Annotated in this window: 14 protein-coding genes; 5 read left to right on the top strand and 9 right to left on the bottom strand. The window is 70.7% G+C overall.

What is annotated here, in order from left to right; translation table 11 throughout:
- Positions 1–984 (bottom strand): asparaginase, encoded by a 984-nt coding sequence (locus ACU6WY_RS04495; protein ID WP_483821263.1) that lies wholly within the window; start codon positions 982–984, stop codon positions 1–3.
- Between the two features lie 72 nt (positions 985–1056).
- Between ACU6WY_RS04495 and ACU6WY_RS04500 the strand changes: the two genes are divergently transcribed.
- Both ACU6WY_RS04500 and ACU6WY_RS04505 read left to right on the top strand, forming a co-directional pair.
- A complete protein-coding gene (locus tag ACU6WY_RS04500; RefSeq protein WP_483821264.1) occupies positions 1057–1527 on the top strand; it encodes an OsmC family protein in 471 nt (156 codons plus the stop codon).
- Between the two features lie 36 nt (positions 1528–1563).
- Positions 1564–2043: a hypothetical protein gene (locus ACU6WY_RS04505; RefSeq protein ID WP_483821265.1), complete on the top strand. Its 480-nt coding sequence runs from the start codon at positions 1564–1566 to the stop codon at positions 2041–2043.
- An 87-nt stretch (positions 2044–2130) separates the two neighbouring features.
- Here the strand turns inward: ACU6WY_RS04505 and glpK are convergent, their stop codons facing one another.
- From glpK to ACU6WY_RS04520, 3 genes are all read right to left on the bottom strand, one after another.
- Positions 2131–3642, bottom strand: a complete 1512-nt coding sequence (gene glpK / locus ACU6WY_RS04510; RefSeq protein WP_483821266.1) for a glycerol kinase GlpK — start codon at positions 3640–3642, stop codon at positions 2131–2133.
- Positions 3643–3727: 85 nt separating this feature from the next.
- Positions 3728–4486, bottom strand: coding sequence for an MIP/aquaporin family protein (locus ACU6WY_RS04515; RefSeq protein WP_483821267.1), 759 nt, complete (start codon positions 4484–4486; stop codon positions 3728–3730).
- Between the two features lie 122 nt (positions 4487–4608).
- Positions 4609–6327: a glycerol-3-phosphate dehydrogenase/oxidase gene (locus ACU6WY_RS04520; RefSeq protein ID WP_483821268.1), complete on the bottom strand. Its 1719-nt coding sequence runs from the start codon at positions 6325–6327 to the stop codon at positions 4609–4611.
- A gap of 111 nt (positions 6328–6438) precedes the next feature.
- Here ACU6WY_RS04520 and ACU6WY_RS04525 point away from each other — a divergent pair, with 111 nt between their 5' ends.
- Positions 6439–7404 carry a sugar-binding transcriptional regulator gene (locus ACU6WY_RS04525; RefSeq protein ID WP_483821269.1) on the top strand — a complete coding sequence of 322 codons (966 nt, stop codon included), beginning with the start codon at positions 6439–6441 and terminating at the stop codon, positions 7402–7404.
- 16 nt (positions 7405–7420) lie between these two features.
- On the opposite strand, the gene dhaM is transcribed toward ACU6WY_RS04525, so the two are convergent.
- The 4 genes from dhaM to ACU6WY_RS04545 all read right to left on the bottom strand — a co-directional run bounded on the left by dhaM (position 7421) and on the right by ACU6WY_RS04545 (position 10565).
- Positions 7421–8146 (bottom strand): dihydroxyacetone kinase phosphoryl donor subunit DhaM, encoded by a 726-nt coding sequence (dhaM, locus tag ACU6WY_RS04530; RefSeq protein WP_483821270.1) that lies wholly within the window; start codon positions 8144–8146, stop codon positions 7421–7423.
- Complete coding sequence (gene dhaL, locus ACU6WY_RS04535) at positions 8143–8784, bottom strand: dihydroxyacetone kinase subunit DhaL (protein WP_483821271.1); 642 nt, start codon at positions 8782–8784, stop codon at positions 8143–8145. Before dhaL ends, dhaM begins: the two co-directional genes overlap by 4 nt.
- A complete protein-coding gene (gene dhaK / locus ACU6WY_RS04540) occupies positions 8781–9776 on the bottom strand; it encodes a dihydroxyacetone kinase subunit DhaK (protein ID WP_483821272.1) in 996 nt (331 codons plus the stop codon). Before dhaK ends, dhaL begins: the two co-directional genes overlap by 4 nt.
- Before the next feature lie 87 nt (positions 9777–9863).
- On the bottom strand, positions 9864–10565 hold the full coding sequence (locus ACU6WY_RS04545) for a lysophospholipid acyltransferase family protein (protein ID WP_483821852.1): 702 nt from the start codon (positions 10563–10565) through the stop codon (positions 9864–9866).
- Positions 10566–10723: 158 nt separating this feature from the next.
- Between ACU6WY_RS04545 and ACU6WY_RS04550 the strand changes: the two genes are divergently transcribed.
- Both ACU6WY_RS04550 and dxr read left to right on the top strand, forming a co-directional pair.
- Complete coding sequence (locus tag ACU6WY_RS04550) at positions 10724–11689, top strand: FKBP-type peptidyl-prolyl cis-trans isomerase (protein ID WP_483821273.1); 966 nt, start codon at positions 10724–10726, stop codon at positions 11687–11689.
- A gap of 9 nt (positions 11690–11698) precedes the next feature.
- Entirely contained in the window at positions 11699–12781 is a 1083-nt protein-coding gene (gene dxr, locus ACU6WY_RS04555; protein ID WP_483821274.1) for a 1-deoxy-D-xylulose-5-phosphate reductoisomerase, read from the top strand.
- A 403-nt stretch (positions 12782–13184) separates the two neighbouring features.
- On the opposite strand, the gene ACU6WY_RS04560 is transcribed toward dxr, so the two are convergent.
- Positions 13185–14843 carry a Mur ligase family protein gene (locus tag ACU6WY_RS04560; protein WP_483821275.1) on the bottom strand — a complete coding sequence of 553 codons (1659 nt, stop codon included), beginning with the start codon at positions 14841–14843 and terminating at the stop codon, positions 13185–13187.

Genomic DNA, 14843 nt, shown 5'->3' on the forward strand with positions numbered 1-14843 from the left:
TCAGACAGCGGAGCGGATGACCCCGACCTGCTGTCCGCCGCCCGAGATCGTCAGGGGCAGCAGAGCCAGCGTGTCGGCGACGGCGGAGGCCTCGAGCCCACCGGCGCGCTCGAGGAGGCGCAGCGCCACGGCGTGACCCGCCCGGTTCGAACCGTCGAGCATCTTCAGCGCCACGGTCGTCCCGTCGGGGGCGGTCATGACCTGGACGCCCTCCGCGCCCATCTTCGAGAACACGCCGAGCCGTTCGATCACAATGGTGTCGGGCCGTCCGGGGCCGTCGATCGTCCACGGGTTCTCGCGAACCGCGCGCACGAGCGCCCCGGCGCTGCGGTGCAGGGCGAAGGGGGAGCGCTCGGACGACGTCGCGATGCGCTGGATGGCGCGGGCGAGAGCGGTGAGGCTCATCGCGTACACGGGGGCACCGCATCCATCGATCGCGGTGGTCGAGATGCGCTCGCCCACGAGGCGCTCGACGACCTCGCGGATGTGGGCCTGCAGCGGGTGCTGCACGTCGAGATAGTCGGCCGTCGACCACCCGTTGGTGACGCAGGTCAGCAGCATCGCGGCGTGCTTGCCGGAGCAGTTCATGCGCAACGGCGACGGCACGCCGTGGTCGCGCACGAGGTCGTCGCGCGTCTGCGTGTCGCTCGGCCACGCGGCCGGGCAGCGGAGGTCGTCTTCGGTGAGACCGGCCGACTGCAGGATGCCACGCGCCACCTGAGCGTGCCGGTCGGTGCCCGCATGGCTCGCCATCGACAGCGCCAGGCGCTCCCCCGCGAGATCGGCGCCCGCCGACAGGCACGCCAGCGCCTGCAGCGGCTTCATGCTGGAGCGGGGGAGAAACGCGGCGGCGGGATCGCCGAGGGCGAGGAGTTCCGACCCGTCGGGGGCGAGGACGACGGCGACGCCGTGGTGTCGCGATTCGATGAAACCGCTCCGTTCCACGACGGCGAGTTCGACGGCATCCGGGGGTGTAGCAGGCATCCCTCCATCGTATCCGGCGGTCATCTCGTCGCGTCGGGGGCCCGAGCGGCCCGGGCGGGGCAGGATGGAGGCATGAACGGTGAGCACCACTACCACCTGCAGGCGACGTGGACCGGCGACCGGGGGACCGGCACAAGCGGCTACCGCGAGTACGACCGCTCCGTGTCTCTGGAGGTCGACGGAAAGCCGCTGATCGAAGCCTCCGCCGACACGCCCTTCCGCGGCGACGGAGCGAAGTGGAACCCGGAGGAACTGCTGCTTGCGGCCCTGAGCGAATGCCACTTGCTGTCGTACCTGCACGCGTGCGTGACGACGGGGGTGGTCGTGGTGTCCTACCGCGACGAGGCCACGGGCACTCTCCTCGAGGACGGCAAGAGCGGGGGAGCCTTCACCGACGTCCTTCTGCGCCCGCGCGTGGTGGTCGCCGACGAGTCGATGGTCGAGGCTGCGGTCGCCGCGCACCGGCAGGCGCGGGAGTGGTGCTTCATCGCCAACTCGGTCAACTTCCCGGTTCGGCACGAGCCCGTGGTCACCGCGGCGTGACGCCGCGGCGGGGAGCAGCCGTCGTACAGTGAGCGCATGCAGCTCGAACCCGCCCTGCGCCGCTTCGACCGCCTGGCCGGCGGTCGTCAGGCCGATCACCGCGTCGCCCCCTCCGACGATCCCCGTGTGCGCCGCGCCTTCCGCGCGGTGACGATCCTGCTCGCCGCGGGATTCCTCCTCGGAGTCGCCACGATCATCATCGCGGCCGTGATGACCCTGGGCGGCGACGACGTCGGGTTTGCCGTGTGGATGCGCTGCGTGGTGGTGCTCGGCATCACCACGACCCTGTTCTACTTCCTGTGGCGGGCGCGAGCGGGCTGGTACTGGGCGTTCCGGCGCTTGCAGCTGTTCAGCCGCATCTTCCCGATCGTCGCGCTCGTGCTCGCGGCGATCCCCGGGCTCTACCCGTTCTGGGTCGTGACCGAGCAGATCCTGTTCGCGATCCTCCTCATCGGCGTCTCGGACTACCTTCAGTCCGACGCCGTGCGGGCGGCCTACCCGAAGCCCGCGCGCTGAGTTCTGGCATCCGGATGCCCTGAGCTGTGGGAACGACGGAACCCCGCCGGCGCGAAGCCGACGGGGTTTCGATCTGCGAGGGAGTGCTCAGCGCACGTCTTCGTCGACCCAGTCCATGGACTTGGTGACGGCCTTCTTCCACAGGCGCAGCTCGCGGTCGCGCTCGGTGGGGTCCATGTCGGGCTCCCAGCGCTTGTCCTCCTGCCAGTTGGCGCGGAGGTCGTCGAGGTTGTCCCAGAAGCCCACGGCCAGACCCGCGGCGTACGCGGCACCGAGGGCCGTCGTCTCGGCGACGACCGGGCGAACGACCGGGACGCCGAGGATGTCGGCCTGGAACTGCATGAGCGCGTCGTTGGCGGTCATGCCGCCGTCGACCTTCAGCTCGGTGAGGTCGACGCCGGAGTCGGCGTTGACGGCCTCGAGCACCTCGCGCGTCTGGAAGGCCGTGGCCTCGAGGGCCGCGCGGGCGATGTGGCCCTTGTTGACGAACCGTGTCATGCCGACGATCGCGCCGCGGGCGTCGGGACGCCAGTACGGAGCGAACAGGCCCGAGAACGCCGGCACGAAGTAGACGCCGCCGTTGTCATCGACGGTGCGGGCGAGCGCCTCGACCTCGGGGGCCGAGGAGATGATGCCGAGCTGGTCGCGCAGCCACTGGATGAGCGAACCGGTGACCGCGATCGAGCCCTCCAGGGCGTACCGCGCGGGCTGGTCGCCGAGCTTGTAGCCCAGGGTCGTGAGCAGACCGTTCTGAGAATGGACGATCTCCTCACCGGTCTGGAAGATGAGGAAGTTACCGGTGCCGTAGGTGTTCTTGCTCTCGCCCGGGTCGAACGCGGCCTGGCCGAAGGTCGCGGCCTGCTGGTCGCCCAGGATGCCGGCGACCGGCGTCTCACGCAGGAGCGACGACGACTCGACGGTGCCGTACACCTCGGAGGAGGAGCGGATTTCGGGCATCATCGAGCGCGGCACACCGAAGTCGGCGAGGATGTCGTCGCGCCACTGCAGCGTCTCGAGGTCCATGAAGAGGGTGCGGCTGGCGTTGGTGACGTCGGTCGCGTGCACGCCACCGTCGATACCGCCGGTGAGGTTCCACAGCACCCACGTGTCGGTGGTGCCGAAGATCAGGTCGCCGGCTTCGGCCTTCTCGCGGGCGCCCTCGACGTTCTCGAGGATCCAGACGATCTTGGTGCCCGAGAAGTACGTCGCGAGCGGCAGACCCACGATGCTCTTGTACCGCTCCACGTCACCGTCGGCGAGACGGTCGACGATCGACTGGGTGCGCGTGTCCTGCCAGACGATGGCGTTGTACACGGGCTTGCCGGTGTTCTTGTCCCAGACCACCGCGGTTTCGCGCTGGTTGGTGATGCCGGCCGCGACGATGTCGTGGCGGGTGAGGTCGGCGCGGCTGAGCGCGAGGCCGATGACTTCCTGCGTGTTGCGCCAGATCTCGAGCGGGTCGTGCTCGACCCACCCGGCCTTCGGGAAGATCTGCTCGTGCTCCTTCTGTCCGACGGACACGACGCCGCCGGACTTGTTGAAGATCATGGCGCGGGTCGAGGTCGTGCCCTGGTCGATGGCGAGGACGTAGTCAGCCATGGATGGACTCCTTTGTCAGGTTATCGGGTGGTTCGAGGGTGGGTGACAGGCGGGGCGGGGGCGCCGGTGGGCGCCCCCGTGGAGATCAGACGGCGCCCAGGCCGAGCAGGAGCGGAGCCACGAGACCGGCGAGCGTGCCGCCGACGAGGGGACCGACGACCGGCACCCAGGCGTAGCCCCAGTCGCTCCCACCCTTGCCCTTGATGGGCAGGATCGCGTGGGCGATGCGGGGGCCGAGGTCACGGGCCGGGTTGATCGCGTAACCGGTGGGGCCACCGAGGGAGGCGCCGATACCGACCACGAGCAGAGCGACGGGGACGGCCGAGAGGCCGCCGAGGCCACCCGGGACGCCGATGTCGGCGACACCGTAGTCGGCGAAGCCGAAGATGACGAACACCAGGACGAAGGTGGCGATGACCTCGGTGAGGAAGTTGAAGCCGTACGAACGAATGGCCGGACCGGTCGAGAACACGCCGAGCTTGGCGGCGGGGTCGGGCTCGTCATCGAAGTGCTGCTTGTACGAGGCCCAGGCCAGGACCGCACCGATGATCGCGCCGACCATCTGGGCGGCGACGGCGACGAAGAACTGGACGATCGAGATGTTGCCCGCCACGAGGAGGCCGATCGAGACAGCGGGGTTCAGCTGGGCTCCGGAGTAGGCGGAGACGATCACACCGGCGAAGACGGCCAGGCCCCATCCCCAGTTGACCAGGAGGAATCCACCGGCGTTGCCCTTGGTCTTGGCCAGGGCCACGTTGGCCACCACGCCACAACCCAGCAGGAGCAGCATGGCGGTGCCAACCACCTCCGAGAGGAAGTACAGCCCCAAGTTCACTTCTTGCATGTCGTCATCGACCTTTCTGTTGTCGCCCGATCGCCTTTGGCTCGGGCGGTAGTGCGGCTCGGTTTATCCGAACCTATGACCGCCGTGCGGGCGTGCAACAGATGGCACGCCCGCACGTTCTCTCAGATTCGCGCGACCCCCGCCTCGGACAGGTCCACGCGGTGCGCGGAGCGGAGAGTCTCGGTGGTACGCGCGATTTCCTCGTCGATGCGCTCGGCATCCCACGCCAGCGGTTCCGCGATTGCCTCTGCGACATCGCGGAGCGTGCGCTCGGTCATCCCGCCGACGAAAGCGAGGTGGGTTCGGCGCAGCAGCACGTCGATCAGGTGCACGACCTGCTCGTTCGCCGCGAGCCACGCGAGCTCCTCGCGGTAGTAGCCGGGAGCGTTCTCGAGGGGCGTCGGCTCGGCGGGCAGGGCCGCAAGGATCGTGTCGGCGCGCGTGCCGTAGCGCTCGAGCATGGCATCCACGAGATCCGCGGAGTGAGCATTCGTGCGCGCGGCGACCCAGCGGCGACGTGCCTCGGGCGTAGCGGGGAAGTCCTTGCCACCGCCGATCGGCAGGCCCTGCGTGCTCACGCGGTGCGGGCGGCGCAGCTTCTGCAGCGTCTTCATGCTGAGGTGCTCGGCGAGGGCGCGGAACGTCGTCCACTTGCCTCCGACGAGGCTCATCGAGGGGATGCCGCCGATCTCGTCGTCGACGATCCGGTAGTCGCGCGAGACGAAGCCGGGCGCGGTGTCATCGTGGCGGGGGAGGGGACGGATGCCGGAGAAGGTGTAGACGATCTGCGAGCGGTCGACGCCGACGGTGGGGAAGACGTGCCCGATGAGGTCGAAGAAGTACTCGATCTCGTCGTCGGTGCACACGACGGGCGTCGCCGGGTCGGCGTCGATGTCGGTGGTGCCGACGAGAACGCGGTCCTTCAGCGGGTAGATCAGCACGATGCGGCCATCGGAGTGCTCGAAGAAGATCTCGCGTCCGCCCGTCGCCGCCAGCAGCTCGGGGTTGTCGAGCACGATGTGCGATCCCTTGGTGCCGCCCATGAACTCCGAGGGCGCGCCCAGGGCGGAGTTGGTGAGGTCGGTCCACGGGCCGGAGGTGTTGAGGATGACCTTGGCCGAGACCGAGAACTCCTCGCCCGAGACCTCGTCGCGCACGCGGACACCGTTCGCGTCGGCGCCGACGGCCGAAACGTAGTTGACCGCCTGCGTGCGGCCGCCGCCGGCGATGATGCCGTCGCGCAGCACGTCCAGGGCGATGCGCTCCGGGTCGTGCATCGAGGCGTCGAAGTACGTGGCGGTGTAGGCCAGCTCGGGGTTGAGCTTCGGGAGCGCAGCGAGCGACTTCTTCTTGCCGAGGAACGTGTGGCGGGGAACCGTGCCACCATCGCGCGAGAAGGTGTCGTACATGATGAGGCCGACCTTGATCAGGAGGGCCCCGCGCTCGTTCGGCTTGCCGCGGCCGTGCGTGACGAGCAGACGGAAGGGAGCGGAGAGGATGCCCGAGAACGTCTTGTAGATCGGGATGGTGGTCTCGAGCGGCTTAACGTAGTGCGGGGCGGTCTTGAGGAGATCGTTGCGCTCGGTGACCGCTTCCTTGACGAGGCGGAATTCGCCGTTCTCGAGGTAGCGGATGCCGCCGTGCACCATGTGGCTCGAGGCGGAAGAGGCACCCGAGACGAAATCGCCGCGCTCGACGAGCGCGACCTTCACCCCTTGCAGGGCCAGGTCGCGGAGGGTGGCGAGGCCGTTGATGCCCCCTCCGATGATGAGGACGTCGAGGTCTTCGGCGTCACGGAGCGCCTGAACATCGGCGCGAAGCGAAGAAGAGGGGGACGACATGTCGACTGCGACCTTTCGTTGTGCGTATCTCGAACAGAATGCGCGCGTCTGCACGTTGTTGCAAGCCCCTTGAACAAACGTGCAGAATGAGCAGAGGAGAAGGGACGGGTGATGGCGACCCAGGCGGAAGAACGCTCACGTGACGCGCTGCGCGCGGCGCAGCTGTACTACATGCAAGACCTGACGATGGATGCCATCGCCCACGAGATGCGCGTTTCGCGGTCTTCGGTATCGCGGCTGCTGCAGCACGCGCGCGACGTGGGGCTGGTGACGATCTCCATCAGCCCGCCCGACGACGCCCGCGGGCAGATGGCCCAGCGCATCGCCGATCGCTTCGGCATCACCGCTCACGTCGTGCCGACGCCCGCGCGCACGTCGGAAGCCGAGCGCCTCGAACGCACGGCGTTGACCGCGGCGCGCATCCTGGTCGAACGCATCGAGTCATCGATGACCGTCGGGATCGCGTGGGGATCGACGCTGTCGGCGATCGCCCGCCATGTGCCGGCCAAGGACGTGCACGACACCCACATCGTGCAGATGAACGGTGCGGCGAACCTGCGCACCTCCGGCATCCCGTACGCCGGCGAGATCCTGTCGCGGTTCGGGGCGGCGTGGTCGTCGTCGGTGCACCAGTTTCCGGTGCCCGCGCTGTTCGACGATTCGCGCACGAAACAGGCCATGTGGCGCGAGCGCTCCGTTCGGTCCGTGCTCGAGATCCAGCAGCGCGTCGGGCTCTTCGTCTTCGGTCTCGGCTCCCCGCACGCCGACGTGCCCTCGCACGTTTACAGCGGCGACTACTTCGACGAGCGTGACCGCGCGATCATCGAGCGCGAGGGTGTCGTGGGCGATTGTGCAACGGTGTTCTACCGCGTCGACGGGTCGTCCGACATCCCCGAGTTGAACGCACGCTCCAGCGGACCGGACCTCGACACCGTCCGCCGCATCCCCCGCCGGTTCTGCGTCGTGTCGAGCCTGTCGAAGCTCGATGGTCTGCGCGGTGCCCTCGCCGCGGGACTGATCACCGAGCTCGTCGTTGAGGAGGCCCTCGCGCGGCGACTGCTCAGCGTGACGCGCTGAACAGCCACCGCCCTCGTCACCGCTCGCCGAACCCGTCGTCGATCAGCGCGCGGAGCTCGTCGAGCGCGGGATGCGCATCGGGGCCGGTTGCCGACACCCGGACGCGGGCGCCCTGGCGGATGCCGAGCGCCATGAGCGCCAAGAGGCTCCGCGCCGAGACCGCGTCGGAACCGGTGTCGAGGTCGGCGATGCGCACGTCGGCCTCGAAGCGCGACGCCGCTTTGACGAACGTTGCCGCGGGGCGCGCGTGCAGCCCCGACGGATTGACGACGGTGGTCTCGAACGAGACCTCGCCGTCGGCGTCGGGCTCCGCGGTCGGGGCCGTCACGGCATCCTCGTCGTCGTAACCCAGCTGATTCCGCTTCGCCTCGGCGGCGCGCGCGACCTCCGCGGCGACCTCGGTCAGGGACGCTCCGGCCGCCGCCGTCACGACCGCGCTCACCAGCCCCTCGACGAAGGGGGCGGGGCTCAGCCGCACGCGCTCGGGTGCGGAAGCGAACTCCAACGCCATCTCGGCGCTCAGCAGAGCCGAGCCGAGGTCCATGAGCACGAGGACTCCGTCGCCGGAGTCGGCGGCGTCGAGAGCCTCAGCGATGGCGGTGGCATCCGTCCCGAGGTCACCGTCGGGGCCGCCCGCGGCGATCCGCACGACGGGAGGGCTGTCGCCGCCCATCTGCAGGGCCAGGTCGACGGCGGCCTCGGCGAGCGGACGGCTGTGCGAGACCGCGACGATGCCGATCACTCGCGCGCCGCCAACACGTCGCGGAGCGTTTCGAGCAGGAGGGTCGAGGACGACGCTCCGGGATCGATGTGCCCGGCGCTGCGCTCGCCGAGGTAGCTCGCGCGCCCCTTGCGGGCGACGAGGGGCTCGGTCGCGTCGCGGCCGCGGGCTGCCGCATCCGCGGCCGCGGTGGCGGCCGCGGCGGCATCCGCGCCGTCGGCGACGGCGGAGTCCCAGGCGGTCAGGGCCGGGTCCAAGGCGTCGATCATCGTCTTGTCGCCGACCTCGGCCTTGCCGCGGGCGACGACCCCCTCGAGCCCGGCGCGGAGTGCGGCGCCGAGGGCTCCGGCATCCACCCCGTCGGCCTCGGTCAGGGGCGGCCCCATTCGCAGGAAGAACGTGCCGTACAGGGGCCCGCTGGCACCGCCGACGGACGAGACGAGGGTCATGCCGACCGTTTTGAACAGCTCCGCGGGGGAGGCCGGCGGCGGGTCGAGCTTGGCGACGACGGCATCGAGGCCGCGCGCCATGTTCGACCCGTGGTCGGCGTCGCCGATCGCCGAGTCGAGAGCGGTCAACTCGTCACGGTGCTGCTGAACGGCATCGCGGAACGCGCGGATCCAGGCGACCAGGTCGTCGGTCGAGACGGCCCCGCTCATGCGCCCCACCGCAGGCCGGGCGTGACCACGGGGGCATCCCACAGGCGCAGCATCTCGTCGTCGGCTTTGACCACCGTGAGCGAGGCTCCGGCCATGTCGAGGCTCGTGATGTAATCGCCGACGAGCACGCGCTGCACCTCGACCCCCGCCTCGGCCAGGAGCGGCGCGATCTCGCCGTACAGCAGGTACTGCTCGATGAGGGGAGTGCCGCCCAGGCCCGACAGCAGCACGATCGCGGGGCCGACCGGTTCGCCGAAGTCGTGGACGATCGGATCGACCATCATCTTGGCGACCTCGCGGGCGGTCGCGAGCTTCACGCGCGAGCGCCCGGGCTCGCCGTGGATGCCGACCCCCACCTCCATCTCATCGTCGGGGAGGTCGAACGTGGGGTGTCCGGCGGCCGGGACCGTGCAGCTGGTCAGGGCGACGCCCATCGACCGGCCGGACTCCGAGACGTGACGGGCGAGGGCGGCGACGGCGTCGAGGTCCGCACCCTCTTCGGCCAGGGCGCCCACGATCTTCTCCAGCACGACGGTGGTGCCGGTGCCGCGGCGGCCCGCGGTCCACGTCGAGTCCTGCACGGCGACGTCGTCGGCGACGACGACCGACTCCACACGCACGCCCTCGGCGGCTGCCAGCTCGGCGGCCATCTCGAAGTTCAGCACGTCGCCGGTGTAGTTCTTCACGATGTGCAGAACCCCCGCCCCGGAGTCGACGGCCTGCGTGGCCGCGAGCACCTGGTCGGGGGTGGGAGAGGTGAACACCTCGCCCGCGGCGGCCGCGTCGAGCATGCCGTGGCCGACGAACCCGCCGTGCATCGGCTCGTGCCCCGAGCCGCCACCCGAGACGAGCGCGACCTTGCCCGCGGGCGTGGGGTCGGCGCGAAGGATCACGCGGTTCTCGGTGTCGATGCGCAGCTCGGGGTGTGCGGCGTGGATTCCGCGCAGGGCCTCTGCCAGTACGTCGGCCGGATCGTTCACGAACTTCTTCACGGGTGCCTCCTCGTCGTGGCGGTGGCGGGTTCGGGCCCGCCCCTTCCGACGATGCTCGTCGCGAGCCGCCGCGTCAAGGGTGACCGGTCAGATGCGTTCGTGGGGGAAGACCTGCTTGATGCGGTCGAGGGGATTCTGCGCCGGGACCTCGTTGTAGGCGTTCGCGAGCTCTTGCTCGCTGAGCGCGTGGATGGCGGCCATGATCTCGTCGGTGGCGCCCCGACGCGCGCGGCCCGATGACGCCGGACCGTGCGGCGACAGGTCGAGCGGCTCGCCGAAGCGCACGGTGATGCGCTCTTTCGTCGTGGGGATCTTCGCCCCCACCGGCATGACTTTGTCGGTTCCGATGAGACCGACCGGGACGACCGGTGCGCCCGTCTGCAGGGCCAGGAAGGCCACGCCGGTGCGGCCCTTGTAGAGCCGCCCGTCGAGGGAGCGCGTGCCCTCGGGGTACAGGGCGACGGCGCGCCCGTCCTCGAGCAGCGCCCTTTGCTGGTCGAGGGCGTCGAGGGCGGCCTTTCCCGCGCCGCGCTCGACGGGGATGGCGCCGATCGCGGTGAAGAACTGCCGGGACGCCCACTTCTCGAAGTACGTGGACTTCGCCAGGAAGTGCACGGGGCGGGGAGAGGCCACGGGGATGGCGATGGAGTCGATGAACGACAGGTGATTGCTGGCGAAGATGACGGGCCCGGTGCGGGGAACGTTCTCTCGCCCCTCGACGCGGGGACGGTAGACCGCGCGTGCGAGCGGCGCGATGAAGAAACGTCCGAGGCCGTACGCGGCGCCCATCTGCTTCGGGGGGACGGTCGGAACGCCCTCGGTCTCGTCGGAACTCACCCGAAGAGGCTACTGCGCGGCGCATGCGTCGCCGCGCATAGGGCTCTCAGCGGCACCAAAGCCGGATGGAGCATGATGGGGCCATCCCTGTTGTCTCCGAGAGGTCCGCCGTGCGCATCCGCCCGATCGCTTCCCTGTCCGTCGCCGCCGCCGCGGTCCTCCTCCTGGCCGGCTGCACTGGCTCGTCGAACGATGCCCAGACCCCGGACGCCAGCGGCTCGCCCGAGGCAGGCGAGTGCCAGAGCGCGCTCTCCCAGGGGGCGGTCTCCGGCGACGTGCAGGTGTCGGGCGACTTCGAGGGCAAGGTTGCCGTCACGCTGCCCGACGGATTCACGCCGGAAGGGCTTCAGCGCAGCACGCTGATCGAGGGCTCGGGGGAGCAGGTGCGCTCCGGCGACGTGCTGCGGGCCAACTTCACGCTCGTCGACGCGTCCACGGGCGAGGTCCAGCTCGAGACGCAGACCACGTCGCCGGCGGGGATGGACACCCTCATCTCGTCGCAGCAGATCTTCGGCGCGGCGCTCGAGTGCGCCACGATCGGCTCACGGACCGTCTCGGCGTTCCCCGCCGGTGCGCTCGGCGAGGGGTCGCCCGCCTTCGTGCTGGTGGCCGACGCCATCGAAGAGCTGCCTACCCGCGCCGAGGGCGACGAGGTCGCGCCCGCCGAGGGCATGCCCACGGTCACGTTCGACGACGCGGGCGCTCCCACGATCACGATGCCCGACGCACCGGCGCCCGCCGAGACGCGGGTCGAGAACCTCCGCCGTGGCGACGGCGACGTGGTGAACCCGGGCGACCAGGTCATCGTGCAGTACACCGGTGCCCTGTACGAGGGCGGCACCGTATTCGACTCCAGCTGGGAACGCGGCACGCCCGCGCAGTTCGCGACCACCGGCGTCGTCCCGGGCTTCCGCAAGGCTCTCGAAGGGCAGAAGGTCGGCTCGCAGGTCGTCGTGGTCATGCCCGCGTCGGACGGCTACGGCGAAGCCGGTCAGGGCGACATTCCCGCCAACGCTCCGCTGGTGTTCGTCGTCGACATCGTCGGCGTCCAGCACGCGGAGACGCCCGCTCAGTAGGCTGAACGGATGCGTCGCGTCGTCATCCTCGGCTCCACCGGTTCGATCGGCACCCAGGCCCTGGAGGTGATCCGCGCGAACGCGGATCGCTTCGAGGTGGTGGGGCTGGCCGCGGGGAGCGACCGTGCCGGCGTCGGCGCACAGGCGGCCGAGTTCGCCGTGGAACACGTCGCTCTCGGTGCGGTCGAGGCCGAGCAGCTCGTCCGCGATGTCGATGCCGACGTGGTTCTCAACGGCATCACGGGCTCGGTCGGACTCGGCCCCACCATCGCGGCGCTCGAAGAGGGGCGCACCCTGGCCCTGGCCAATAAGGAGTCGCTCATCGTCGGTGGCGACCTCGTCACGGCGCTCGCCGCCCCGGGGCAGATCGTGCCCGTCGACTCCGAGCACTCGGCCATCGCGCAGGCCCTCCGGTCGGGTGAGCCCGAAGAAGTGCGCCGGCTCGTGCTCACGGCATCCGGGGGTCCATTCCGGGGCCGCTCGCGCGCCGACCTGACCGAGGTGACGCCGGCGCAGGCGCTCGCGCACCCCACGTGGGACATGGGCCGGGTCGTCACGACCAACTCCGCCACCCTGGTCAACAAGGGGCTCGAGGTCATCGAGGCGCATCTGCTCTTCGACGTGCCCTATGAGCGCATCGACGTCGTCGTGCACCCCCAGTCGATCGTGCACTCCATGGTCGAGTTCCTCGACGGGTCCACGATCGCGCAGGCCTCGCCGCCCGACATGCGCCTGCCGATCTCGCTGGGCCTGGACTGGCCGCACCGGATCTCGGGCGTGGGGGCGCCGCTCGACTGGACCACGGCCACGCAGTGGACCTTCGAGCCGCTCGACGAAGAGGCCTTCGGGTCGGTAGCCCTGGCCAAGAAGGTCGGGCGGGCGGGCGGTACCTACCCCGCCGTGTTCAACGCGGCGAACGAGCAAGCCGTCGATGCCTTCCACGAGGGGCGGCTCGGCTTCCTGGGCATTGTCGACGTGATCGAGCGCGTGGTCGATCGCCACGAGCCGCCCGCCGCCCTCACCCGCGCCTCGCTCGCGGAGGCCGAGTCCTGGGCCCGCCGCACGGCGGACGCCGTCATCGCCGCGAACTGACCCTGACGCGGCTCGACCGGCATCGCGCACAACTCCTGCAGAATCGGGTTTCGGGCGGGCCGGGGCGCGCGCGGCGCTCGTCGTGCAGGAGTTGTGGGGGTGGGCCGGGCGGGTCCGCGGGATGTCGGGCACGCGGGAGGTCGGGCACGCGGGACGCCGGGCCCGCGCACAACTCCTGCAGAATCGGGTGCCGGGCGGGCCGGGGCGCGCGCCGCGCCCGGCGTGCAGGAGTTGTGCGGGTGGCCGGGCCGGGCCGCGCGACGGCGGGACGTCGGGCACGCGGGACGCCGGGCCCGTGCACAACTCCGGCAGAATTGGATGCCGAAGCCCTCCGCGTGCGCGGCGGGCTGGGGGCGCAGGAGTTGTGCGGACCCGCGGCGTCCGTGACGGCGCGGCCTCCCCGTCAGGCGGGGAAGTCGACCGGACGCTCGGGGTCGGAGGACGGCGTCTCGTCGGCGGGGTACGGAACCGGCCACTGCGGGTCGGGCACCGGCCACCCCGCCGCCCGCAGAGCGCGGCGCGAGAGCTCGCGCGCCGAGTACGGGGTGCGAACACCGCGGATATCGCGGTAATCCTGGTGACCGGGACCGGCCCAGAGGATCGCATCGCCCTCGCCCACGAGGGCCACGGCCTCGAGAATCGCCCGCTCGGGCGGCGAGAACTCGTGGATTTCCGCGTCGGGCCGCGCGCGGCGCGCCCCCTCGATGAGCACCTCGCGAATGGCATCCGGGTTCTCGTGGCGGGGATGGTGATCGGTGACGATGAGGATGTCGCTGCCGTCGACCGCGGTCCGTCCCATGTCGTGGCGCTTGGTGGCGTCGCGGTCGCCGTCGGCGCCGAAGAGCATCACGACCCTGCCCGGGGTGACGCGGCGGACCGCGGCGAGGGTCTTCTCGAACGCGTCGGGCGAGTGACCGAAGTCAACGTAGACCGCGGGGCCCTGGGGGCCCGAGACGAGCTGTGTGCGACCCGGAAGGGATGCCGTGATCCGGCCGCCGTCGAGGGCGGCCGTCAGCGACTCCCACGTGTGGCCGCTCTCGAGCAGCATGACGATCGCGAGGCCGGCGTTGGCGGCCATGTGGCGTCCGATCACCGGGACGACCGTGGTGAGGGAGCGGCCGGCGCGGTCGCGGAGGGTGAACTCCGTTCCGTCTTGCCGCTCGTCGACGATGTCGACGGTCCAGTCGGCCTCGGCCGTCGGGTCGTCGGCGATCGCGGGGGTGACGATCGTCACGACCGGGATCTCGGCCCGCGCCGCGATCTCGGCCCCCGCTGCCGAATCCAGGCACACGACGCCGCGGCGCGCGCGGTCGGGGCGGAAGAGGGGGAGTTTGGCCTCGAAGTACTCGCGCATGTCGGCGTAGTCGTCGAGGTGGTCGTGCGTGAGGTTCGTGAAGCCGGCGACGTCGAAGACGAGTCCGTCGACCCGGTGCCGGGTCAGCGCCTGCGCGCTCACCTCGACCGCGACCGCCTCGACCCCGCGCTCGCGCATGAGGGCGAGCAGGGCATGGAACTCCGAGGCTTCGGGGGTCGTCAGACGCGAGACGATGACCTCGCCCGCGATGTGGCGCTCGGCCGTCGACGACAGTCCCGTGACGACGCCGAGCTGCCCCAGGATCCCCTCGAGCAGGTGCGACACGCTCGTCTTGCCGTTCGTGCCGGTCGTGGCCAGCAGCTGAGGAAGGTCGTCGTCGGCTCCCGTGCCGTACACCCACGCCGACAGGTCACCGAGGAGCGCGCGGGGATCGTCGACGACGACGATCGGCAGGCTCGTGGATGCCGCGATCTCGGCGCCCGCATCGTCAGTGATGACCGCCACCGCGCCGCGCTCGGCAGCGGTGGCAGCGAACTCCGCCCCGTGGCGGTTCACGCCGCGGATCGCGACGAAGGCCTCTCCGGCACGCAGGTCGGCGGTGGCCAGGGTGATGCCGGTGAGCACGGTTCCCTCGACGTCGCCGATGCTGCGCTCGCCGAAACGGCGGGCCAGCTCCGCGAGATCGCGGCGCGGCGGGTGCTCCGGCCGGAGGACGGGCGGCAGGTGGGAAGGCGTGTCGGTCGGCAT

The sequence above is a fragment of the Microbacterium sp. ZW3a genome, assembly GCF_057167165.1.

Coding starts and splice junctions, on each gene's coding strand:
- ACU6WY_RS04495 (WP_483821263.1), bottom strand. CDS start 984: ATGCCTGCTACACCCCCGGATGCCGTCGAACTCGCCGTCGTGGAACGG.
- ACU6WY_RS04500 (WP_483821264.1), top strand. CDS start 1,057: ATGAACGGTGAGCACCACTACCACCTGCAGGCGACGTGGACCGGCGAC.
- ACU6WY_RS04505 (WP_483821265.1), top strand. CDS start 1,564: ATGCAGCTCGAACCCGCCCTGCGCCGCTTCGACCGCCTGGCCGGCGGT.
- glpK (WP_483821266.1), bottom strand. CDS start 3,642: ATGGCTGACTACGTCCTCGCCATCGACCAGGGCACGACCTCGACCCGC.
- ACU6WY_RS04515 (WP_483821267.1), bottom strand. CDS start 4,486: ATGCAAGAAGTGAACTTGGGGCTGTACTTCCTCTCGGAGGTGGTTGGC.
- ACU6WY_RS04520 (WP_483821268.1), bottom strand. CDS start 6,327: ATGTCGTCCCCCTCTTCTTCGCTTCGCGCCGATGTTCAGGCGCTCCGT.
- ACU6WY_RS04525 (WP_483821269.1), top strand. CDS start 6,439: ATGGCGACCCAGGCGGAAGAACGCTCACGTGACGCGCTGCGCGCGGCG.
- dhaL (WP_483821271.1), bottom strand. CDS start 8,784: ATGAGCGGGGCCGTCTCGACCGACGACCTGGTCGCCTGGATCCGCGCG.
- ACU6WY_RS04545 (WP_483821852.1), bottom strand. CDS start 10,565: ATGGGCGCCGCGTACGGCCTCGGACGTTTCTTCATCGCGCCGCTCGCA.
- dxr (WP_483821274.1), top strand. CDS start 11,699: ATGCGTCGCGTCGTCATCCTCGGCTCCACCGGTTCGATCGGCACCCAG.
- ACU6WY_RS04560 (WP_483821275.1), bottom strand. CDS start 14,843: ATGCCGACCGACACGCCTTCCCACCTGCCGCCCGTCCTCCGGCCGGAG.